This is a genomic window from Metabacillus fastidiosus NBRC 101226, from assembly GCF_001591625.1.
Taxonomy (GTDB): Bacteria; Bacillota; Bacilli; order Bacillales; family Bacillaceae; genus Metabacillus; species Metabacillus fastidiosus.
Window position 1 is genome coordinate 47,025 of the sequence record NZ_BCVG01000010.1, and the last position, 23,528, is coordinate 70,552.

At 34.2% G+C, this 23,528-nt stretch carries 23 protein-coding genes; 22 read left to right on the plus strand and 1 reads right to left on the minus strand.

Going from position 1 to position 23,528, the window contains the following annotated elements:
• Positions 1–156: 156 nt before the first annotated feature.
• From BFA01S_RS04675 to BFA01S_RS04755, 17 genes are all read left to right on the plus strand, one after another.
• Entirely contained in the window at positions 157–903 is a 747-nt protein-coding gene (locus tag BFA01S_RS04675) for a zinc ribbon domain-containing protein (protein ID WP_156483536.1), read from the plus strand.
• Between the two features lie 88 nt (positions 904–991).
• Positions 992–2,392 carry a TcaA 3rd/4th domain-containing protein gene (locus BFA01S_RS04680; RefSeq protein WP_066226391.1) on the plus strand — a complete coding sequence of 467 codons (1,401 nt, stop codon included), beginning with the start codon at positions 992–994 and terminating at the stop codon, positions 2,390–2,392.
• Complete coding sequence (gene nagZ, locus BFA01S_RS04685; RefSeq protein WP_066226393.1) at positions 2,389–3,561, plus strand: beta-N-acetylhexosaminidase; 1,173 nt, start codon at positions 2,389–2,391, stop codon at positions 3,559–3,561. The genes BFA01S_RS04680 and nagZ overlap by 4 nt, the downstream gene beginning before the upstream one ends.
• Before the next feature lie 134 nt (positions 3,562–3,695).
• On the plus strand, positions 3,696–4,388 hold the full coding sequence (locus tag BFA01S_RS04690; RefSeq protein ID WP_066226395.1) for a response regulator transcription factor: 693 nt from the start codon (positions 3,696–3,698) through the stop codon (positions 4,386–4,388).
• A complete protein-coding gene (locus tag BFA01S_RS04695) occupies positions 4,366–6,609 on the plus strand; it encodes a sensor histidine kinase (RefSeq protein WP_066226397.1) in 2,244 nt (747 codons plus the stop codon). Before BFA01S_RS04690 ends, BFA01S_RS04695 begins: the two co-directional genes overlap by 23 nt.
• 348 nt (positions 6,610–6,957) lie before the next feature.
• Complete coding sequence (locus BFA01S_RS04700; RefSeq protein WP_066226399.1) at positions 6,958–7,962, plus strand: LLM class flavin-dependent oxidoreductase; 1,005 nt, start codon at positions 6,958–6,960, stop codon at positions 7,960–7,962.
• Positions 7,963–7,974: 12 nt separating this feature from the next.
• Positions 7,975–9,303, plus strand: coding sequence for an LLM class flavin-dependent oxidoreductase (locus BFA01S_RS04705; RefSeq protein WP_066226401.1), 1,329 nt, complete (start codon positions 7,975–7,977; stop codon positions 9,301–9,303).
• A 9-nt stretch (positions 9,304–9,312) separates the two neighbouring features.
• On the plus strand, positions 9,313–9,837 hold the full coding sequence (locus tag BFA01S_RS04710; RefSeq protein ID WP_066226403.1) for a GNAT family N-acetyltransferase: 525 nt from the start codon (positions 9,313–9,315) through the stop codon (positions 9,835–9,837).
• Positions 9,834–10,643, plus strand: coding sequence for a transporter substrate-binding domain-containing protein (locus BFA01S_RS04715; RefSeq protein ID WP_066226405.1), 810 nt, complete (start codon positions 9,834–9,836; stop codon positions 10,641–10,643). The genes BFA01S_RS04710 and BFA01S_RS04715 overlap by 4 nt, the downstream gene beginning before the upstream one ends.
• 26 nt (positions 10,644–10,669) lie before the next feature.
• Positions 10,670–11,467: a transporter substrate-binding domain-containing protein gene (locus tag BFA01S_RS04720; protein ID WP_066226407.1), complete on the plus strand. Its 798-nt coding sequence runs from the start codon at positions 10,670–10,672 to the stop codon at positions 11,465–11,467.
• Positions 11,468–11,478: 11 nt separating this feature from the next.
• Positions 11,479–12,180, plus strand: coding sequence for an amino acid ABC transporter permease (locus tag BFA01S_RS04725; RefSeq protein WP_066226409.1), 702 nt, complete (start codon positions 11,479–11,481; stop codon positions 12,178–12,180).
• A gap of 72 nt (positions 12,181–12,252) precedes the next feature.
• On the plus strand, positions 12,253–12,957 hold the full coding sequence (locus BFA01S_RS04730; RefSeq protein ID WP_066226410.1) for an amino acid ABC transporter permease: 705 nt from the start codon (positions 12,253–12,255) through the stop codon (positions 12,955–12,957).
• Positions 12,958–12,960: 3 nt separating this feature from the next.
• Positions 12,961–13,713 (plus strand): amino acid ABC transporter ATP-binding protein, encoded by a 753-nt coding sequence (locus BFA01S_RS04735; protein ID WP_066226412.1) that lies wholly within the window; start codon positions 12,961–12,963, stop codon positions 13,711–13,713.
• A 287-nt stretch (positions 13,714–14,000) separates the two neighbouring features.
• Positions 14,001–15,089: a sulfate ABC transporter substrate-binding protein gene (locus tag BFA01S_RS04740; RefSeq protein ID WP_066226414.1), complete on the plus strand. Its 1,089-nt coding sequence runs from the start codon at positions 14,001–14,003 to the stop codon at positions 15,087–15,089.
• Between the two features lie 55 nt (positions 15,090–15,144).
• Complete coding sequence (gene cysT, locus BFA01S_RS04745; protein WP_066226416.1) at positions 15,145–15,960, plus strand: sulfate ABC transporter permease subunit CysT; 816 nt, start codon at positions 15,145–15,147, stop codon at positions 15,958–15,960.
• Between the two features lie 17 nt (positions 15,961–15,977).
• Positions 15,978–16,811: a sulfate ABC transporter permease subunit CysW gene (cysW, locus tag BFA01S_RS04750; protein WP_066226418.1), complete on the plus strand. Its 834-nt coding sequence runs from the start codon at positions 15,978–15,980 to the stop codon at positions 16,809–16,811.
• Positions 16,812–16,823: 12 nt separating this feature from the next.
• Positions 16,824–17,897 (plus strand): sulfate/molybdate ABC transporter ATP-binding protein, encoded by a 1,074-nt coding sequence (locus tag BFA01S_RS04755; RefSeq protein WP_066226419.1) that lies wholly within the window; start codon positions 16,824–16,826, stop codon positions 17,895–17,897.
• Between the two features lie 178 nt (positions 17,898–18,075).
• On the opposite strand, the gene BFA01S_RS04760 is transcribed toward BFA01S_RS04755, so the two are convergent.
• A complete protein-coding gene (locus tag BFA01S_RS04760; protein WP_066226420.1) occupies positions 18,076–18,621 on the minus strand; it encodes a helix-turn-helix domain-containing protein in 546 nt (181 codons plus the stop codon).
• Positions 18,622–18,762: 141 nt separating this feature from the next.
• On the opposite strand from BFA01S_RS04760, the gene BFA01S_RS04765 reads away from it, so the two are divergent.
• The 5 genes from BFA01S_RS04765 (at position 18,763) to BFA01S_RS04780 (ending at position 23,330) form a co-directional block, all read left to right on the plus strand.
• Positions 18,763–19,002: a PLD nuclease N-terminal domain-containing protein gene (locus tag BFA01S_RS04765; protein WP_066226422.1), complete on the plus strand. Its 240-nt coding sequence runs from the start codon at positions 18,763–18,765 to the stop codon at positions 19,000–19,002.
• Positions 18,999–19,901, plus strand: coding sequence for an ABC transporter ATP-binding protein (locus BFA01S_RS04770; protein ID WP_066226423.1), 903 nt, complete (start codon positions 18,999–19,001; stop codon positions 19,899–19,901). The genes BFA01S_RS04765 and BFA01S_RS04770 overlap by 4 nt, the downstream gene beginning before the upstream one ends.
• Positions 19,901–20,689: an ABC transporter permease gene (locus tag BFA01S_RS04775; protein WP_066226424.1), complete on the plus strand. Its 789-nt coding sequence runs from the start codon at positions 19,901–19,903 to the stop codon at positions 20,687–20,689. Before BFA01S_RS04770 ends, BFA01S_RS04775 begins: the two co-directional genes overlap by 1 nt.
• A gap of 533 nt (positions 20,690–21,222) precedes the next feature.
• Positions 21,223–21,393 carry a hypothetical protein gene (locus BFA01S_RS22745; protein ID WP_169800432.1) on the plus strand — a complete coding sequence of 57 codons (171 nt, stop codon included), beginning with the start codon at positions 21,223–21,225 and terminating at the stop codon, positions 21,391–21,393.
• A gap of 284 nt (positions 21,394–21,677) precedes the next feature.
• A complete protein-coding gene (locus BFA01S_RS04780) occupies positions 21,678–23,330 on the plus strand; it encodes an ABC-F family ATP-binding cassette domain-containing protein (protein ID WP_066226426.1) in 1,653 nt (550 codons plus the stop codon).
• The last annotated feature ends 198 nt before the right edge of the window (positions 23,331–23,528 follow it).

A 23,528-nucleotide genomic window follows, 5' to 3' on the forward strand; every position in this document is an offset into this window, starting at 1 on the left:
GATTGATTAAAATTGGCTTTTGTTTTATTAAATAATTGTAAAGATTAAACAAAAAGATATATAAAATAGACCAGCTTGCGAAAAAAGTGTATATTAAATTTATTGGTATATTTACCAATTTAGTTAACAAATGTTATAAAAGGAGGATGGTTGGAAGTGGTTTGTGGTCAATGTGGTCATTTGAATGAAACAGGGAAATTTTGTGTGAAATGTGGTGGGAAATTACAGGCAGGTGGAGCAGAAGAGCAGGCAGCAACAGTACATATTAATGATTCGGCAGCGGTAAAAACGAATGAACATGTGGAAAAGGCGAAGGTAATGTCGAAAATGTATATTAATTATTTTATACAAGGGATGAAAAACCCAACGATAGCTGCACAGTCAGTTAATAGTGAGCAATTTATAAATGGTCTTATTACAATGATTATCTATGCGATCAGCATACCGCTAATGTTTTATTTCAGTGTTCCATATGCTGATAGTTTTACAGAAGTTGTTCTTAAACCATCATTTTATTATTTATTATTCATTGGCTTCGTTGCATTGGTCACATTCGCAGTTGTTAAATTAGGTAGAGTTCCAGTTGTTATACAAGATGTTTTTGCAAGGTTCGGTACTTTTTTAATCGTACCAACAGCGTTTTTCATAGGAGCATTTATTTTATCTTTAATTAAAGTCCATGATTTCGCAGGTATCCTATTATTATTCGGCTTTTTAGGTTTATTTATTGCTGTTCCATTTACCATTTTTAGTTTTAAAAAGGATATAAAAGTAGGTCTTGACGCTGTTTATGGTACATTTTTAACTTATTTAGCTATTATTATTTTAATTTTAACGATTTCTAGAATTATAATTGATCAAATTTTATATAATATAGGTTCAATGTTTTCTAGTCCTTTTTAACTTAATTTTCTCAGTGAACAAGCGTCTTATTTATTTTTGATGCTTGTTTTTGCAATTCATTATTGTCAGTAATGCAAGGAGTGATTTCATGAGTTATTGTGGGAATTGTGGTACACAGTTAATGGGAAATGATCAGTTCTGTGCAGAATGTGGTCAGCAGGTGCAAGGAGAAAAGGCTGTAAACCTTGAAAAAAGAGAAACTGCTACGGAACAAACAAGATTAGGTAAAGGCCAGGGTGAACCATTATTTAAAAGCAGAAAATCAAAAATAATTGCTATTTGTGCTGCAATCTTTTTGATCCTTTTGGCAGGCAGTTATTTCACAGTGAAACAGATGACCTCATCTAAGGCAGTTGCCGAAGGATTTATTGAAGCAATTAATAAAAAAGATGCAAAGAAGATAAAGAAATTTATAAATAATGGACAATATGAAATGAAAGCAGATGACAGGAAAGCGAAAGAGTTCTTAACATACTTACATAATAATCCCCGTATGATTACATCGATTATCGAAGGTCTGCGCTATGAAGCAGCTGTTTATGAAAATAAAGCTTCATATGGTGAACCGTCTTCGTATGTAAGTTTACAGCATAAAGGGGATAAGTGGGTAGTCTTTGATAATTACACTATAAAGATTCCGACTTACTACATGGAGATTTCATCTGACATTGATAAAACAAATATTTATGTGAACGGAGAAAAAGCAGGAATTATTAAAGAAAAAGAAAAATCATTTGGTCCATATTTGCCAGGGGAATATGAAATAAAGGCAGTGATAAACAGTGATTATGGTACAGTGGAACAGAAGGGGAAAATAAATACAGCTGATTTAAGCGGACAAACAGAAGCGATTGGATTTGACTGGTCAGATCATTTTATTAATATTGAAACGAATGATGAAACAGCTTATTTGTTTATTAACAATAAAAATACAGGGAAAAAAATTAGTGAAATATCAGAGCTTGGTCCTATTCCTTTAAATGGTTCTATAAAGGTATTTGCTCAGAGAAAGACAGAGAAAGGTGTGGAAAATACGGAAGCTGTAACGGTACAAAAAGAAACAGGAGCAGCGAATCTTTATTTTGAAGAAGCAGGATTTAATTATCCTTCAAATATGACAGCTTGGAGTGATGGAAGTGATGTGGCTGTGATTGAAAATGTCATTTTAGGACATTATCAAAAAATTTCCGATGATGAATATCGTGCCGCTTATGATCTTTTCTCATCCTCTCGTAAAAATAAAGTCGATCTCGATGTTTGGAAAAAAGGGCTTCAGGAAAATATTAGAGATGAAGTGACTAAGTTAGAAAATATTGAAGTGACCGGAAATTACGCAAAAGCTGATATAAGAATGACTTCTTATGACCGTACAGCAGATGGAAAAACATTAGTTCTGGAGTGGGGTGGGCACTGGAAACTTGTGTGGGAAAGTGACGGCTGGAAACTTAATGAGGCGAAACTTGATAAACTGGCTTCCAGAATAGAATGATAAAAAAATCGTTTATATTTACAGTGAGTATCATATTTCTAGTATTCATTTTAATTGGTATATTTACCATTCAATCTTTGAAAACAAAAGAGATAAAAGAAGCAGATTATTCTGTTCCAGTATTTTCACTGAAAGAGAGTACTATTGATAAGAAAGTGAATGATTTACTAAATAGAATGACGCTTGAAGAGAAGATTGGTCAGTTGATAGTTGTAGGCTTTAAAAGCAAAGAAGTTGATGATCATATAAAAACAATGATTAGCGATTATAAAGTCGGGGGTGTCATTTTATATGATAGAAATATGAAAAACCCGGCGCAGGTTACCAATTTGACAAATGATTTGCAAGCTCTCGCACTTAAAAATGACAGCAAAATCCCTCTTTTATTAAGTGTCGATCAAGAGGGAGGAAAGATCGTTCGAATGAGGGAATATGTTTCTCCGATTCCATCCCAGCAGGAGCTTGCTGGAAAGGGAGATAAAGAAGCTGTATATAATACAGCGCTCCAGAGCGGGAAAGAATTAAAAGAAATGGGTATTCATGTTAATTATGCTCCGGTATTAGATTTATCAGCTGAAGACAGCCGTTCATACGGGGAAAATCCACGACAAGCAGGCGAATTTGCTAAACAAGCTGTATTGGGATTGACACAGGCTGAAGTAACAGCAACATTGAAGCATTTCCCGGGACATGGCCGGAGTAATATTGATCCGCATTTTGAAACATCATCTGTTGAAGCGAATCAGGCTGATTTAGAAAATAAAGATCTTTATCCATTCAAAAAAATAATCAATGAAGTCGATCATAGTAAGTTTTTTGTTATGGTTACACATATTAAATACCCTGCGTATGACAAAGAAAAGCCCGCAAGTATTTCAGCAAAGATTATGAAGGATCTATTGAGAGAAAAACTTGGTTATGAAGGAATTGTTGTAACAGATGATTTAGAAATGGGTGCTGTTAATAAGTATTACACATATAAAGAGTTAGGTTATGAAGCTGTAAATGCAGGGGCAGATCTTCTGTTAGTATGTCATACGTTAGAAAGCCAGAGAGAAGTAATAAATGGAATAAGAGATGCTGTTTTAGAAAATAAACTGTCAGAAAAAACGATTGATGAAGCAGTGAAAAGAATTTTAATTTATAAATTATCAAATATTAAAGTGTAAGCCTCGGAATGACTATTCCGAGCTTTTTTCCATTTTAAGAAATTCTTCATTTTTAAATCCATTTAATATTAAGATTTAAAGTCTACAATAGTCAGTATTAAAAAGTATATAATGGAGGGAGGAGAGTGAGAAATATGAAGAATCATGTCGTATTAGTCGTTGATGATGAAGAAGAAATCCGTGATGCGATTGAAATATATTTGAAAAATGAAGGGCTTACGATCATTAAAGCAAAAGACGGAATCGAAGCAATTGAAAAGTTAACAGAAAATGATGTCCATCTTATTATTTTAGATATTATGATGCCGCGTCTGGATGGAATTTCTACTACTTTTAAAATTCGTGAACAGAAAAATATTCCAATCATTATTTTAAGTGCAAAAAGTGAGGATACAGATAAAATACTCGGTCTTCAGGTCGGAGCAGATGATTATGTGACAAAACCATTTAATCCGCTTGAGCTTATTGCTCGAGTGAAATCACAGTTAAGAAGATATGTAAGTCTTGGAACGTATGAAGGAGTGCAAAGAGTTATTGAATTAAACGGGCTTACATTAGATGAGGCAGCAAAGGAAGTGCGGGTCAACGGTGAAGTTGTGAAATTAACACCGATTGAGTATAAAATTGTGGAATTATTAATGAGAAATGCAGGCAGGGTGTTTTCTATTGTGGAAATTTATGAGCGGGTTTGGAATGAGCCCTGCTATAATGCAGAAAATACAGTAGCCGTGCATATTAGAAAAATCAGGGAAAAGATTGAGATTGACCCGAAGAATCCGAGGTATTTAAAGGTGGTATGGGGAATTGGATACAAAATGGAGAAGTAAGCTCGTACTTGTATTCTGGCTTATTTTATTTACATACGGGCTAAGCGGTGTAACAGCTGGAATTTCGAGCGGCAGTGATTATTTAAGAGGGGATTATTTTAAAACACCTCAGTTTAATGATGAATTAAATCAATTTATTAATTATTTAAGCATGTTTGAATTAAACGAACTTCCGAAAACAGAAGCAAAAGGGGCGATCACTGTTTCGAAGGATGAGATTGATGAGCACCGCTATCGCTATGGAAACCTCTCATCCCAAATTTCAAGTATAAAGAGCCAGTATGAAGATAAAGTTAATGATGCAAAAGAGGCAGGCAATGAAGAAGTTGCCCAGACATATGTAGAAGAAAGAGATAAAAAGATAGAAGATATTACAAATAATTTCAAAAGTGATGAATATATCCAAGCGAAAATTATAAAAGAAAAAGAACAGCGAATTGATGAATATTATAAGATAAAAGAGAATTACCGTACTGATTTTTTACGATATAAAAAGGCATTTACGTATTATTTAAAAGATACAGTAACTGGTCAAGTATATACAAACATTGGAGATGTGAACGCTCAATCACTTAAAAATACTTTTAATAGTAAAACAATGGAGTTCATTCAAACATATCCGACACGAACAAATGATTATTTATCGACTGAAATAACTGGCAGCTATTACAGTGATGCAGTCAGTGAGTATGAAGATGTAATTACCCTTTTAAAAGCCAACACAACACATTTATTTGAAGGAAAGATTGCTGTTCCGAAATCCGCTATTAAGGAAAGTGCTATCCATGCTAATTACTATGATTTCCTTTATAAGAAAGATCTTTTCCTTAAATTTACAATAAGTGGATTGATTTTATTGATAATAAGCAGTTACTTTTTATTTAGGGAGAAATCTTATTTTCGAAGAGAAACAAGCGAAAAATGGAGAGCTCTTTATCATCTGATTCCGATTGATATTAGTGTATTCGGTCTCATTTGTTTAGTTTTTATTAACTTAGGGCTGTTGTTTTTAATAGGAGACCGCATTCTTTATTTTGATGAAAATATATTTATGACAAGCAGGGATATTATATTCAGCCTGATGATTGGGGCCCTGTCTATTACATTGACCTTTTTTTATGGAAAGCTTTTGTTTGAAAGATTCAAATATGCAGAAAAGCTAAAAGAGGATTGGAAGGGTTCATTTATTATAAGAAGCTGGGGAGCTTTACAGCTTGCTTTTTTAAACCGTCATGTCGGTACCCAATTGTTTATCCTTCTTGCAGCGGTATTTGCTTTCGGTGCTGTCTTAACTGCAGCAGTAATTAAGCCTGTCTTAATCTTGCTTTATATTCCGGCATTTCTTTTTATTGGCATTCCGATACTTGTTCTTCTTATAAGAAGAATAGGTTATTTCAATAAAATTACGAGAAGTACAAATGAGATAGTAAGAGGGAATTTGGAGCCTGATCTTCCTATTGTTGGACAATCTATTCTTGCAAAGCTCGCTAATAATATTAATATATTGAAACATGGTGTAAGAACGTCGAAAAAAGAGCAGGCAAAGAGTGAAAGATTGAAAACAGAGCTTATAACAAATGTTAGTCATGATTTAAGAACACCGCTAACATCAATTATTACGTATACAGAACTGTTAAAAACCCCTAATTTGTCCAAAGAGGACAGTGATTCATATTTAGAAATTATTGACCGGAAATCAAAACGGTTAAAAGTATTAATCGATGACTTATTTGAAGCATCGAAAATGGCGAGTGGAAATATCGAGCTTATAAAACAAAAAGTAGATATTGTTCAATTATTACAGCAGTCACTTGCTGAGTATAATGAAATGATTAATGAATCATCTTTACAATTTAGAATTACAAATACAGAGCAGCCGATTTATGCGCTTGTGGATGGACAAAAATTATGGCGTGTATTTGAAAATTTGATTTCCAATATACTGAAATATACTTTAGAAAACACAAGAGTTTACATTTCAGTAAAAACAGAAGAAGAACGTGCTATTATTGAATTTAAGAATATTAGTAAATACGAATTAAGTGAAAATAGTGATGAATTATTTGAAAGATTTAAACGAGGTGACACATCTCGTAATACGGAAGGTTCAGGGCTTGGACTTGCGATTGCAAAATCAATTGTTGATCTTCACGGAGGCAGTTTAGATATTGAAATTGATGGTGATTTATTTAAGGTAATAGTGATTTTAAATATCGAATAAAATAAATTATTTATCGATGGATAGACTGTATCCCTGCTAAACTTTATGAGAAGAGAAATCCCATAAAAAATAAATTAAAATGAAAACTAACTTGATTTATCGGAAAAATAGGATTATTATATATCTAAATTAAATAGCTAACTGGTTAACCAGAGGCATTTATTTAAGAGATAAACTCTTAATAAATGCCTCTTTTTTTATATCTAAATCATACTTTTTTGATATGTTAAATATGAATATATTAACCTGTCTAATGAGAAGCCGACTAGCCGACTAGAGATGCTTCAATGAAGATAAATTTATCTTTATTGAAGCATCTTTTTTAAAAAAAGAAATGGGGGAAATAAGATGGTTTTTAAACTCAGTATTCTTGATCAAAGCCCTATCAGGCATAATGAAACAGCTTTTGAAGCATTTCAAAACACGATTAAATTAGCAAAAAAGGCTGAGGAACTCGGCTATGATCGGTTTTGGGTATCTGAGCATCATCATTCCGATGAGTTAGGAGGCTCAGCTCCAGAAATATTAATTTCTTATTTATTAGCAGAAACAAAAAGTATAAGAATTGGTTCAGGAGGAGTTATGCTGCAGCACTATAGTCCATATAAAGTAGCTGAACAATTCAATGTATTAGCTTCTCTATCACCAGGAAGGGTTGATCTTGGCGTAGGCAAAGGTCCTGGAGGATTGCCGTTATCAACAAGAGCATTACAGATCGATCGTTTAACAGCGAGTGAAGAATTTTCTGAGAAATTATTAGATTTAAAGAGTTTCATTCAGAACGATCTTCCATCGGAGCATAAACTGTTTGGTTTACATGCAACCCCTATTCCTCCTGAACAGCCTGAGATTTTTTTATTGGGTGCTAGTGTAGAGAGTGCTGAGTTAGCTGCAAAATTAGGTATATCCTATGTATTTGCTCAATTTATAAATAGTGATGAAAACGTACTTGCAGAATCAGCACGTACTTTTCATAGCAGAAAGCTTGGTGAATCTAAATTTATCGTGGCACTTTCTATAGTTGTTGGCCAGACAGATGGGGAAGCGGAAGAGCTGGTTACAGATTATACAAATATTAAAATAAAGCTTGCGAGTGGTAAAAGAGTAACCGTAAAAACGATTGAGCAGGCAGAGCAATTTATTAGTGAACTAAATGAAGAATATACGATTGAGATAAAAGAAGCTCATGTTATAAAAGGATCTAAGGAAACTGTGAGGTCTAAATTATTACAATTAAAAGAAGAACTTCAGCTGGATGAAATAATAGTAGTGACACCAGTAGAAAAATTTGAAAAAAAGCTTCAATCTTACATTCTTTTAAAAGAAGCTTTTGAGAAAATACCGGTTGAGTAAGGAGGGAAGAAGATGTCAGAGCGAAAACAAGTGAAGCTTGGAGTTATGCTGCATGGTCCTGGCGGCCATATGGCAGCATGGAGATATCCAACTGCTGTATCAAATGCAAGTGTTAATTTTAAATTTTATAAACAAATGATACAAACAGCAGAAAATGCAAAATTTGATCTCATTTTTATTGCAGATGGTTTATATATTAACGAGAAATCTATTCCCCATTTCTTAAATAGGTTTGAGCCGGTAACGATCTTATCAAGTTTAGCAGCAGTAACGTCACATATTGGCTTGGTCGGAACAATTTCAACTTCATATAGTGAACCTTTTACGATTGCAAGACAAATAGCCTCACTCGATAAAATTAGTGATGGGAGAGCCGGTTTTAATGCAGTTACGTCTCCTTTGGAAGGGTCTGCGTTAAATTATAGTAAGAAGGAACATCCGACACATGAGCGTAGATATAAAATTGCAAATGAGTATCTTGAAGTTATTAAAGGCTTATGGGATTCCTGGGAAGATGATGCATTTATTCGTAATAAGGAAACAGGAGTATTTTTTAATCCCGAAAAAATGCATCAGTTAGATTATAAGGGAGAATTTTTCGAAATCGCAGGTCCATTAAATATAGAGCGTTCAAAGCAAGGACAGCCAGTTATATTTCAAGCAGGCTCTTCAGAGGCAGGAATTGATTTGGCAGCAAAGGAAGCGGATGCTGTTTTTACTGGACATGAAACTATAGAAGAGGCAAGAGAGTTTTATAAAAAAATAAAGAATAAGGCAATTGAATATGGACGTTCACCTGATGAAATATTAGTTTTTCCGGGTATTAGCCCAATTATTGGAGCTACGGAAGAAGAAGCAGATCAAAAATATGAACAGATTGCAAATTTAGTAACAATTGAAAATGCACTTGATTATCTAGGTAGGTTTTTTGATCACTTTGATTTTACCCAATTTGCGTTGGATGAGCCCTTTCCTGATATTGGAGATATAGGGAAAAATAATTTCCAAAGTACAACAGATAGAATTAAAAGAATGGCAAAGGAGGAATCTCTTACACTTCGGGAAGTTGCATTAAGAGTCGTTTCACCAAAAAGTTCATTTGTAGGCACCCCAGAAGAAATAGCTGATTTGCTTCAAACATGGGTTGAAGAAGGTGCAGCAGATGGATTTATGATTGGAAATGCTGTTCTTCCTGATGGATTGGCAGACTTTATTCAATATATATTACCGATTTTAAGAGAACGAGGTCTTTTCCGGACGGAATATGAAGGAGAGACCTTAAGAGAAAATTTAGGTCTGCCGATAAGAGAGAATCGTTATTCATTAAAAGAAAGAGTATGAGGTGAAATAATGGGAATAAATTATCGTCTAGCTACATTAGAAGATGCAGAAGTACTTTTACAACTAACATTAAAGGCTTATGAGCCAATAAGGAAACTTAATATTAAATTTCCTGCTGCAACAGCAGATTTACAGTTAGTGAAAGAAAATATTACAAAGCATTCATGCTATGTATTAGAAAATGAAGGAGTAATTGTTGCGACAATTTCCATTCGGAAATTTGAAGAAGTAACCGATTTGCCTTGCGTTTGGTGGTTAGCTGTTGATCCTGCTTATAAAAAGCAAGGATTCGGTTCAAAAATATTACGTTATGTAGAAGAAGCAATCTTGAGAGATCAATTAAAAGCACCGGCTGTTGCTTTAGGTACCTCCGATCAGCATCCATGGCTTATTCCAATGTATGAAAGAAATGGTTATGAACGATTTTATGAGCAAGACTATGGTGAAAGTGGAAAAGGAGTTTTTTTAAGAAAGATTCTTCTTCCTGAACTATTTAAAGAAGAGACAAAAGTTCAAACGGGGGATGGCAGATGAAAACATTAAAATGGAGCACGGCATTTCTAGCGATTTCACTATTTCTTACAGGCTGCGGCAGTAGTGAAACGGTAAGCTCAGGAGAGAAGAAAGCAGAAGTTAAAAAAGTGATTGTTGGTACGGGGACACAATTTCCGAATATATGCTTTATTAATGATAAAGGCGAATTGACAGGATATGATGTGGAACTCGTAAAAGAAATCGATAAACGATTGAAGGATTACGAATTTGAGTTCAAAACAATGGATTTTTCGAATTTATTACTTAGTCTAGAGACGAATAAAATTGATTTAATTGCCCATCAAATGGAAGTAAATGAGGAAAGAAAAAAGAAATTTCTATTTAATGATGAGCCTTATAACATTTTTCCGTTACATGTCATAGTCAATGAAAAGAATAATGATATTCAATCTGTTGAAGATTTAAGTGGAAAAAAAGTGATTGTTGGGGCAACAAGTAATTCAGCTGTTTTGATTGATAAATATAATAAGGAGCATGGTAGTAAATTTGAAATAGTCTTTTCAGGTCAAGGTGCAGATGATACGACGACACAGTTAAAAACCGGTCGTGCAGATGCAACAATCAGTACACCATTTGCGGTGAAGTTTTTCAATGACGCAGTCGATGCACAGCAAAAAGTAGTCGGTTCAGCGTTATCTAATTCAAAAGTATACTTTATGCTTCCAAAAGATCAGACAGAACTAAAAGATGAGATAGATGGAGCATTAAAAGAAATTAAAAAAGATGGCACATTAAGAAAGTTAAGTACGGATTGGCTTGGTGAAGATTATACGGTAGAAAATTAGAATATCGCTATTATTCGGAGGAGCTTATGAAAAAACTGTTGTTTATTCTATTTTCCACAGCATTCATTTTAAGTGTAGCAGGATGCAATTCGGCTGTGAGCAGTAACGCTCAAAAAACAAAAAAAGTTGTTGTTGGTACAGGTACGCAATTTCCGAATATTTGTTTTATTGATGATAAAGGAAAACTGACAGGATATGATGTGGAGGTTGTAAGAGCAATTGATAACCTTTTAAAAGATTATGAATTTGAATTTAAGACATTGGAGTTTTCAAATTTACTATTAAGTTTAGAAACAAAGAAAATTGATATGATTGCTCATAATATGGCTGTGAACGAAGAACGAAAAAAGAAGTTTCTATTTAATGATGAAACATATAATTATTCTCCACTTTATATAACAGTCAATGAAAAAAGAAACGATATTAAAACTTTGAAGGATTTAGAAGGCAAAAAAGCAGTAGTCGGGGCAACGAGTAATGCAGCTGTTTTTTTGAATAAATACAATGAAGAACATGACAATAAAATTGAAATAGTCTTTTCAGGTCAAGGTGCAGATGATACAGCTACTCAATTAAAGACTGGTCGTGCGGATGCAACATTATCTACTCCTTTTGCAGTTAACTTTTATAATGAAGCTTCAGATGCACAGCAGAAAACAGTAGGAGACATCATAATAAATTCACAAGTTTATTTTCTTTTTAATAAAGAAGAGAAGGAATTGAAAGAAAAAGTGGATGAAGCAGTTAAAACACTGAAAGAAAACGGTACGTTAGCGAAACTGAGTACGAAGTGGCTTGGAGCTGATTATACAGTAGAAAATTAAGGAGATGTCTTATGGGGAAACAGTTTGATATTACATTAATTTTAGATTTTCTGCCGAAGCTACTTTCCTATTTGCCTATCACTCTGTTTATTTTAATAGCAGCTGTTTTTTTGGGACTAATTATCGGATTTTTAGTAGCCTTGCCCCGGGTTTATAACATTCCGGTTATCGGAAAAATAGCAATTGTGTATGTGTCATTTATGAGAGGAACACCTATACTGATTCAATTATTTCTTATCTACTATGGTCTGCCGGCAATATTACAGCTTATTCATATTGATATTACACGAATGAATCCGATGTTTTTTGTTATTATTACATATGCACTCAGCAGTGGAGCAACTTTTTCTGAAATTATCCGTGCAGGTATTCAAAGTGTAGAGAGAGGACAGGAAGAGGCTGCTTATAGTATTGGTATGAATAAAAAGCAGGCATTTATAAGAATTATTCTTCCTCAAGCATTGGTTATGATGTTTCCTAACTTTTGGAATTCAATTATTAGTTTTTTAAAGGATACTTCTTTAGCGTTTACGATTGGTGTTATGGATATGCTTGGAAGAGGAGATACGATTATAGCCGCTACTGCACATGCACTTGAAGTATATATATCACTATCAATCATTTATTATACAATTGCTGTTTTACTTGAAAAAGGATTTAAGTTTTGTGAAAAACAGCTTCAAAAGCATAAACAGGAAATTGCAGTTAATTAAGGACTTGCTAATAAGGATAGAGACTAAAGAAACTGAAGCGGAAGAAAAATGATTTTATTCGGAGGTGAGAAAATGGTCATTGATGTTCCATTTATTTTTACGGCACTTACGGAAATTATAAAAGCATTGCCGCTTACATTAATGATAACGATTATACCATTAATTATTGGTTTTGGAATTGGATTATTTGTTGCTGCCATTCGAATGAATAAAGTTAGGTATATTTATCGTATTGCTGATTTTTATGTCTCATTTTTACGAGGAACACCAATTTTGCTCCATATTATGATTATTTATTTAGGAATTCCAATGGTTTATGATCAGCTTGCCAATTATTATGGGTGGGGGCTTAAGTCAAATTCAATTCCTCTTGTCACATTTATTATTATTGCTTTTTCATTAAATGCCGGTGCTTATATGTCGGAAACAATTCGTTCAGGTATTTTGGCTGTGAATAAAGGGCAGACTGAGGCAGCTTATTCGATTGGGATGACCCAGTTCCAAACACTTAAAAGGATTGTTTTTCCTCAGGCAATTGTCGCTATTATACCAAATTTATGTAATATTTTTATTGGTTTTTTACACGCATCTTCGATTGCATTCATTATTTCTATAAAAGAATTAAATGGAGCGGCAAATATCATCGCTTCCAATAATCTTAAATTTCTTGAGGCCTATATTGCGGCCGCAATTATTTACTGGATATTGACGATTATCTCTGAACAGATTTCTGCTTTATTAGAAAAACAATTTCTTGTTTATGAGAGAGGAGTATAATAAATGATTCAATTAAAGAATATTAAGAAATCTTTCCATGATCAGGAGGTACTGAGGGGAATTAATTTAACAGTAAAGAAAGGGGAAATTGTCGTGATTCTCGGTCCAAGTGGCTCTGGAAAAACAACATTTCTCCGTTGCGTTAATTTTTTAGAGAAACCGAATGAAGGAGAAGTAATAATCGATAATTTCTCTATAGATTGCAAGAAGCCTAATAAAAAAGATATTTTAGCATTAAGAAAAAGAACAGCAATGGTATTTCAGCATTACAATCTTTTTAAACATAAAACCGTGCTTGAAAACGTGATGGAAGGCCTTATTATTGTTCAGAAGCTGCCTAAAGAAACAGCAAAAAAGAAAAGCTTAGAAGTGCTTGAAAAAGTTGGGCTGATTGAAAAGAGAGATGCTTATCCGAGTCAGCTTTCAGGAGGGCAGCAGCAAAGGGTAGGGATTGCTAGAGCCTTAGCATTGAATCCTGAAGTCATTTTATTTGATGAACCAACATCAGCACTTGATCCCGAGCTGGTTGGTGAGGTACTTGAGGTAATTAAGAAAATTGCAAATGAAGGAATTACAATGATTGTTGTTACACATGAAATGGGATTTGCCAGGGATGTATCAAATCATGTTGTCTTCATGGATCAAGGTATCATTGTGGAAGAAGGGCACCCTGCTGTTATTTTCACAAATCCAAAAGAAGAAAGAACAAAACGTTTTCTAAAGAGAATCACTCCGCAATTAGCTCTTGGAGGATAATTAATTTAAAATAGCTAGTCTCTTTGTATAAAAGGGCTAGCTATTTTAAATTAAAATCTTTAAAACCCTAGTTGACTTATAGGAAAAAATAGATTAATATGAATCCAATATAAAATTTAATACAATCGCATTGCCGATCAGACATACTGAAGGCTGCTTTTTTTAATTCATTTCGTGGGATTTTTATGTCCTTTTTTACGAAATGCTTATTAAAATAAAGCAGCCTTTTTTGTCTTGGCACCCTGTGATTCTATTAAATAATATAAAAAAATTAGGGGGATATTACTATGGCATTTGCTTCAAAAGCATCAACGAAATTTTTCTTTATTTTAACATTGCTTGCCGTTCTTCTAGTCGGTTGCGGAGGAAATCAGACAGCAACTGAGAGCAGGGAAAATAATAAGGAAGAGAAAAAGAATGAAAAGACAGAGAATAAAGAGCCTGTTGAATTATTAAATGTTTCATACGACCCGACTCGCGAGCTTTATCAGGAATTTAATGAAGAATTTATAAAACATTGGAAAGAGGAAAAGGGCCAGACAGTAAAAATTCAGCAGTCACACGGTGGTTCTGGTAAACAGGGACGTGCTGTTATTGACGGACTTGAAGCAGATGTTGTTACACTGGCGCTTGCATATGATATTGATGAAATTGCAAACACAAGAGAACTTCTGGATAAAAATTGGCAAAAACGTTTAGAGGATAACTCAACACCATATACATCAACAATTGTTTTCTTAGTAAAAAAGGATAATCCTAAAGGGATTAAAGACTGGGATGATTTAACTAAAGAGGGTGTATCGGTTATTACACCAAACCCAAAAACATCAGGTGGCGCACGTTGGAATTATTTAGCTGCATGGGCATATGCGGATAAGAAATTCTCAGGTGATGAAAAGAAAATTAAGAAATTTGTCGGCGATCTTTATAAAAATGTAGAAGTGCTTGATACAGGTGCCCGTGGCGCAACAACGACATTTGTTGAAAGAGGAATTGGTGATGTGTTGATTGCTTGGGAAAATGAAGCATTTTTAACACTTAATGAATTAGGAAAAGACAAATTTGAAATCGTTGTTCCATCTATTAGTATTTTAGCGGAACCTCCGGTAGCTGTTGTCGATAAAATTGTTGATAAAAAAGGTACACGTGAAGTAGCAGAAGGATATTTGAATTATCTTTATACAGATAAAGGGCAAGAACTTGCAGCAAAACATTATTACCGTCCAAGAAATGAAGAAATTTTGAAAAAATATGAAGATTTATTCCCGAAAATCGAATTAGTAACAGTTGATAAAGACTTTGGCGGCTGGAAAAAAGCACAGGAAACACATTTTAATGACGGAGCAACATTTGATGAAATCTATGTACCTAAATAAGTAAAAGAGGCTCTGATCCCGTAATGGGGTCAGAGCTCTGAAAGGAAATTGAGTGATGAAATTTAAAAAGCATAGTATTCTGCCTGGCTTTGGGCTGTCACTCGGTTTTACGATGCTTTATATTAGCATTCTTATTATTTTGCCATTATCAATGATTTTTATTAATACAACATCATTAGGGTGGGAAAAATTTTTTGAAATCGTAACAGAACCGAGAGTGGTAGCTTCCTATAAATTAAGTTTTGGAGCATCCTTTGTCGCAGCATGTATTAATGTCATTTTTGGAGTATTAATCGCTTGGGTATTAGTTCGTTATCAATTCCCGGGAAAGAGAATAATAGATGGGCTAGTCGATCTGCCATTTGCCCTTCCAACAGCAGTTGCGGGTATTGCACTTACTACTTTGTATGCGGAAAATGGCTGGATCGGCCAGTTTTTATCTTTTAAAGTAGCTTTTACACCACTTGGAATTACGATTGCATTAACATTTATCGGATTACCGTTCGTCGTTCGTATGGTGCAGCCGGTTTTACAAAATTTTGATCAGGAAATGGAAGAAGCTTCTTCAAGTTTAGGAGCCAACCGGCTGCAAACTTTTGTAAAAGTTATTTTGCCAGAGCTGTTTCCTGCCGCACTTACCGGCTTTGTGCTTGCCTTCGCAAGGGCAATTGGAGAGTATGGATCTGTTGTCTTTATTGCAGGAAACATGCCGATGAAGACAGAAATTACTCCTCTTTTAATTATGACGAAGCTTGAGCAGTATGACTATGCAGGTGCAACAGCGATTGCTGCAGTTATGCTTGTTATTACATTTTTGATTTTACTTATTATTAACATTATCCAGTGGTGGACAAATCGGAATTTTGTTTAGGAAAGGGGGAATGAAACGTGAAAAAGGAGCCAATATGGATTCGTACCCTTTTAATTACAATTGTACTATGCTTTTTAAGTTTATTTCTGCTATTGCCGCTCATCGCTATTTTCACAAAAGCATTTGAGAAAGGAATGGAAGTTTATTTCGCTTCGATTACACATCCGGATGCACTTTCAGCTATTAAACTAACATTAATTGTTGTTCTTATAACAGTCCCGCTCAATGCAATATTCGGGCTTAGTGCAGCATGGGCGATTACGAAATTTAATTTCAGAGGAAAAAATATTTTAATTACTATTATTGATCTCCCATTCGCCGTCTCACCTGTTATCGCGGGACTGGTGTTTATTTTATTATTTAGTGCCCATGGTTTATTCGGTCCATTTTTATTTGAGAATGATATTAAAATAGTTTTTGCTATACCAGGAGTGGTTATTGCTACGATTTTCGTTACACTGCCATTCGTAGCTCGAGAGCTTATCCCGCTTATGCAGGCTCAAGGTGTAGCAGAGGAAGAAGCATCATTAACATTAGGAGCAAATGGCTGGAGAACATTATGGCATGTGACACTGCCGAATATAAAATGGGGATTATTATACGGAATTATCCTCTGTAATGCGAGGGCAATCGGTGAGTTTGGAGCCGTTTCTGTCGTGTCAGGACATATTAGAGGGATGACGAATACGATGCCGCTCCACATAGAGATTTTATATAATGAATACCAATTTTCAGCTGCTTTCGCAGTTGCATCTCTAATGTCGATACTCGCTATTATTACGCTAGTTGTGAAAAATTTCATCGAATGGAAAACAGCAAAGCAGCTTGCACGTTTTCAGCATTCATCATAAGGAGTTTTTTAGATGAGTATTTCAATAAAAAATATCTCAAAATCATTCGGTGCATTTAAAGCACTTAATAATATTAATCTCGATATTCAAACAGGTGAATTAGTTGCATTATTAGGTCCATCTGGTTCAGGGAAAACATCACTGCTCAGAATTATTGCCGGACTTGAAGCATCAGATGAGGGCGCTATTCTTTTTGGAAATGAGGATATGACATATATTAACACGAAGGAAAGAAAAGTAGGATTTGTTTTCCAGCATTATGCGTTATTCCGCCATATGAATGTTTTTGAGAATATTGCATACGGCCTAAAGGTCCGTCCGAGGAAGACACGTCCATCTAAAAAAGAAATAGAAGCGAAGGTGACTGAGCTATTAAAGTTAGTAAAACTGGAAGCATTCAAGGATCGTTATCCGACACAGTTATCAGGAGGACAGAGACAGCGTGTGGCACTTGCACGCGCATTGGCAGTTGAACCGAAAGTACTTTTGTTAGATGAGCCATTTGGTGCGCTTGATGCGAAGGTACGTAAAGATTTACGTCGCTGGTTAAGAAAATTACATGATGATTTTCATATAACGAGTATTTTTGTTACACATGATCAGGAAGAGGCACTTGATGTTGCGGATCGAGTTGTTGTAATGAACGAAGGGAGAATCGAACAGGTCGGTACTCCAGAAGAAGTGTATGACGAACCAAACAGCCCATTTGTATATGACTTCCTAGGGAATGTAAACTTATTTCATGGAAGGCTCCATCAAGGGAAATTAATCCATGGTAACTTTGAAGCATCGGCATTGGAGTTCGCTGAAGCTGAAGATACAGAAGCGATTGGATATGTACGTCCGCATGATATTCATATTGAGCGAACGAGCACCTCGAATGAAGCAGTGAAAGTGAAGATTGTTTATATACATGTCGTTGGTCCCGCAGCCCATCTTGAGCTGAAAAGAGAGGACACAGGAGAGTTTCTTGAAGCAGAATTGACGAAAGAACATTATAAAATCTTGAACTTGAAAATTGGCGAAGAAGTATATGTAACACCAAAGCAGCTCAAAGTTTTTATACCAGAGGATTATTCGATTTAAACATGGGAAGCGGCTTAGTATAAAGCCGCTCATTTTATTAGGCTCTATTTTCTATTCTTCTTATTAGAGCGGAAAAATAATATGATTAACACAATAATTACAATGAAAAACTATGCATATAATAATTGAACTAATATTCATATAAATCAACTTCTAAAACAGGCTGGAGAATATGATTTTAAGATTCAGGAATAATTGTAATTGCTACTGTTCTGAAAGGGACATCCTTCTCTTTATTCTCATTTGTCATATTGCAGTATTTCATTATTAGCTCGTTTAGCTCTGTTTGAAAGTTTATAAATTGTGTATCATTTAACTTCAACTCAGCAAGAGAAAAAGTAGACAGATCTTCACCTGTATTCTTCTCCTCTAATATATGCAGAAAGTTTTGATATTGGGTCGTTAATGACAGCTGATAATAAGAAAAGTAGTCAAGCTTTTCTTTAGATGACAGCTCCTTCCACTCTTTAGAGCTGACCTTTAATTGTTCCTCATTCAAAGTATAATATTTTTCGGAAACTGACTTCACTTTTTCCTCTTTTAAAATACGGATAATCCCAGCATCTAATAATGTTTGTATATGCCGATATAATGTGGCCTGTGGTACATCTTTAATGACTTTCACCATCTCTAATGGAGTTAGTCCATTCTCTTTATTTCTCATCAATGCTTGGGAAATTTTCATTCTGACTGGATGCATTAAAACTTCCACTTTATTAACCATTTTTTTCTCCTTTCCTAAACGACAGGCTGTATAAATATAATATACATTAAAATCGAGTTATTCCAATTATTATAAAAAGTAATGCATTTTATTGCACCTTATGTTATCATTATCGATAATGATAATACAAGGAGTGATTTTATGCAACTGAATTACGGACTCGATGAATTAGATAAAATTGACTTAACCGCATTTTTACCTATTATTTTACCAATTGCTATTATAGGTTTTATTTTAGTTTTAACTGCACTAATCGACTTATACAGGCATAGAAAAACAAGAAGAAATGTAATGCTTTGGACTGTTATTATTCTTTTTGCCAATACTCTAGGACCAATTCTTTATTTCGTTATTGGCAGAAAGGATCGTGAACAAATATGAAGTTACAAATAAAAAACGTAACGAAACAATTTAAAGGGAAAACAGCAGTTCACGAGTTTTCGATGGAATTACAATCTGGGCAATGTGTAGGACTTATTGGACCAAATGGTGCTGGGAAATCTACATTATTAAAAATGATCGCCAATATAATCGATCCGACCAGCGGAGAAGTATTATTAAATGGGCAAAAGATTTCACTTCGAAAAAAGGAGATCGGCTATTTACCACAATATCCAAACTTTTTTAACTGGATGACGGCGAAAGAGACTCTCCGTTTTATGGGGCAGCTGTCAGGATTAACAGAGGAACAATTAGTGAAAGCCATTCCGGAAATGCTTTCAAAAGTAGGATTAGCAAAAGAAGAAAATTCGAAAGTAGGTACTTTTTCTGGAGGAATGAAGCAGAGACTTGGTATTGCGCAAGCATTACTTCATAAGCCTGTATTAATTATAATGGATGAGCCAGTGTCTGCGTTAGATCCAATCGGCCGGAGAGAGGTACTTAATTTAATAGAAGAAATTAAACAGGAGACGACTGTATTATTATCAACACATATATTAACAGATGCAGAGGAAATATGTGAAAGATTTATTATTATAAAAGATGGAGAAAAGATAAAAGATACGACAATAGCAAATTTATTAAGGGAAAATAATGAAAATCAACTTTATTTTGAAATAGGACAGAAAAATGAAGAGTGGCTTAAAGAAATGGAATCTTTACAATGTGTTAAAGGCATTGAAGTAATTGGAAACAGAGTGAAAGTGTCTGCTGACAACCTGGATTTAACTAAAAATATATTAATAAGAACAGCATTAGATCATCATGTTGATATTACAAAATTTGAAATAAATAGTGATTCTTTAGAAGAAATATTTTTGAAATTGGTGGTGGAATAATGAACAGTTTTACAGTTTTAGCGAGAAAAGAATGTATTCAGCTCATACGTGAACTAAAAATTATTTGGCTGCCGCTCGTTTTTATCTTTTTAGGTATGACACAGCCGGTTATGAGTTATTACTTGCCAACGATTTTAGAAGCATTAGGCGGAGGGCAGGGAATTACAATCGATCCGTCATTCGCACAACAATCGGGCGGAGAAGTGCTTGCAAGTACGTTAGGATCTCAATTCGATCAGCTTGGAATTATGATTATTGTCATTTCAATTATGGGAATTATTCAATCAGATAAGGCGAGCGGAATGTTAGCTTTTATTATGACAAGACCCGTCCCGGTACATTCTTATATAATTGGGAAAATTATTTCAAATTATGTATTCATTGCTTGCAGCATCGGACTAGGCTATATTGTTTCTTATTTTTATGTTTTGTATTTATTTACAAATGTTAACTTTGGCCATGCTGTTCTTGCTCTATTTTCCTATTTACTATGGGTTCTATTTATCATCTCATTTACAGCAATGATGAGTACAATTTTAAATAGTCAAGCTGCTATTGCATTGATCTCCATTATTTTTCTCCTTGCCTGCAGAATGCTTGTCGGTTTGAATCCGATTATTGATTTAGTAAACCCGGCAGCGATGAGCAAAGCAGCGATGGAATTATTAATTACTGGTACAGTGGGTATAAAGGTAGCTATTAGTATAATAGTAACAATTATTTTAATTGGTTTGACGATTTTTATTACAAATTATTGGATTTCTAGTAAGAAATATAGCAGGGAATAATCGAAAAGGAGCCTGCTCAGAATAAATCTTTTATAGCAGGCCCCTGAAAATTTAGTAAGAAATGCAGTTACTCATATTTTTTGCAACGATAAATTCAATAATAGGTGTTAGTTTTAAAACAAAGATTGATAAGAAATCCTGTTTAACTAGGATTTCTTATTTTACGAACAGGACAGGTTAGAAGTGATACAAAATAAATGTATTAAATATAAGTTATGACCGAGAAATGCACTATATCAGCCTAAACCTCAGTCTTTTTGTATGTCAAAATTAAAAGGTATTATTAAAACCTTTAGAATTAGAAGAAAAAGAGCATGTTTTGATTAATATTTTTTCAGAATATGCTCTTTTTCTTTTATTCAGTTATCAAGGTTAATAGCATTATTTCAATTAAACTTTAATTCAAAGCTATAAAATTTCAAGATGTTTTTTAAAGCTACACCAAGCTAAAGGTAGTTGTATGATAGGAGTTGTCTTTTTTATAAACATATAGTATAGTGCATATTATTAACTATGAAAGGAGGCAAAAAGTAATGGAAACTGTATTCACAAATGTAGTGTTGGAAAAAGATGTGAAATCATATATGCTACTTGGGGGATTGCTTGCAAAGGGACCAGTCTGTCCTTTTTTAGGCAAACTTCATATGGGAAACAGTGACCGGAAGCTTTTTGCATCCTTATTTTCGAATAGTATGCTGAGATGATTTTACACATTTCGATTAAAAAACTATGTAATTATTAGACGCCGGCTCTGTTTGGCGTCTTTTTGTGTATTAACACAAAATGTACAGTATAATCTCACATATTTTTATTAGTTATAGAGTATTATGCAATTTTTAGGCGCCGATGAAATCGGTGCCTTTTTGCGTTTAAAAGGAGAAAGTTGAGATGAATATATTTTTGTGGATTCCAGGCTAACGGAATATATTGAAAAAAACAATGATCAAGAAATTAGAAATAGAAAAGTTATTAAGGAAGAGTGATAGACATGTTATTACATTTAAATGATATTAGCAAAAGCTATGCAGGTGAACTTGTACTTTCAAATATATCAATGAAGATTGAGGCAGGTGAACGCATTGGCTTAGTAGGAGTTAATGGTGCTGGGAAATCAACCCTATTACAAATTATTGCTGGAGATATTCCTTACGATAGTGGAGCAGTTTATGTAGGAAAAGAAACAAAAATCGGTTATTTGCGCCAAAATAGTGGACTACAAATGGACAAGACAATCTGGGAAGAAATGCTGAGTGTTTTTTCGAACCTTATATATGTTGAAAAAGAGCTTAGAGAGATAGAGAAAAAAATGGGTGAGCCGTCTTTAATTGATAATCCTAAGGAATATGATAAAATTTTGAATCGTTATGCAGAAAAATCTGACTGGTTCATGCAACATGGGGGTTATGAAATTGAAACGAAAATTCGTAGTATTCTTCACGGAATGGGATTCGAAGAAGTTCCTCAGGAAATACTCATTCAGAATTTAAGTGGTGGTCAGAAAACCAGACTTGCTTTAGCAAAAATACTGCTAGAAGAACCAGATTTACTTATTTTGGATGAGCCTACAAACCATTTGGATTTTGTTACTTTATCTTGGTTAGAGAGCTATTTACGCTCATATTTGGGGGCTATTCTAGTTGTCTCTCATGATCGTTACTTTTTAGATTCACTCGTAACAGGGATTTATGAAATTGAACGATCGGTAGCTCAGCGATACACGGGTAACTATTCGAAGTATGTTGAGAGTAAAGAAAAAAACCGTGAACTTCATGCTAAAAAATATGCGATGCAACAAGCTAAAATTGAAAAAATGGAAGACTATATTCAACGTAATATCGCCATGGCAACATCCGCAAAAAGTGCAAAAAACAAACGTAAACAACTTGAGAGAATTGAACGCATAGATCAACCGCTACAAGAACTAAAGCGAACACAAATGTCATTTTTAATAGAAAAATCATCTCATAAGGAAGTGTTACAAGTTAAAGATGTAAGTATCTATATCGATGAAGAAAATAACCGAAGACCGCTATTGAAAAATATTAATTTTCATCTATATCGTGGTGAGAAGGTAGCATTAATTGGATCAAATGGTATTGGAAAATCAACGCTGCTTAAGACATTATTAGGCGATCATACACTTGAGAGTGGAACATTAAATTGGGGGAATGGCGTTACTATTGGCTATTATGATCAAGAACAAGCTACTTTACATCCCAATAACACTATATTAGATGAGGTATGGAACACATTTCCGCATCTTGAAGAAGCTAGAGTTCGTGCTGTACTTGGAAATTTCTTGTTTACTGGTGAAGATGTGCTCAAAAGAATTTCTTCACTTAGCGGTGGTGAAAAAGCACGTGTTGCATTATCTAAGCTTATGTTACAAAAAGCCAACGTTTTGGTTATAGATGAGCCTACAAATCATTTAGATTTATTCAGTAAAGGGGTGTTGGAAACAGCACTTATGGGTTACGAGGGCACAATGTTATTTATTTCTCATGACCGTTATTTTCTTAATAAGTTAGCTGACAGAATATTAGAGCTCACTCCAACAGCAGCAAATTTATATAACGGTAACTATGATGACTATATTGAGGCTACATCACAAAAAGGTAGAAAAACAGTAGGCAGTTTATAGAGAGTAAAGAATGATGGAAATAAGACAACGAATAGATAGGAGACCACCAATTTCTCAATTTTAAAGGATTAGTCGTGAAATTGAGAGATGATCAAACTTTTTTTATGTGAATTAAATAATTTATCTCAAATTTGGAATCCATTTTGATCAATCTTTTCAAAATGGATTCTTATTATTTACCATGAAATATAAGTTGAT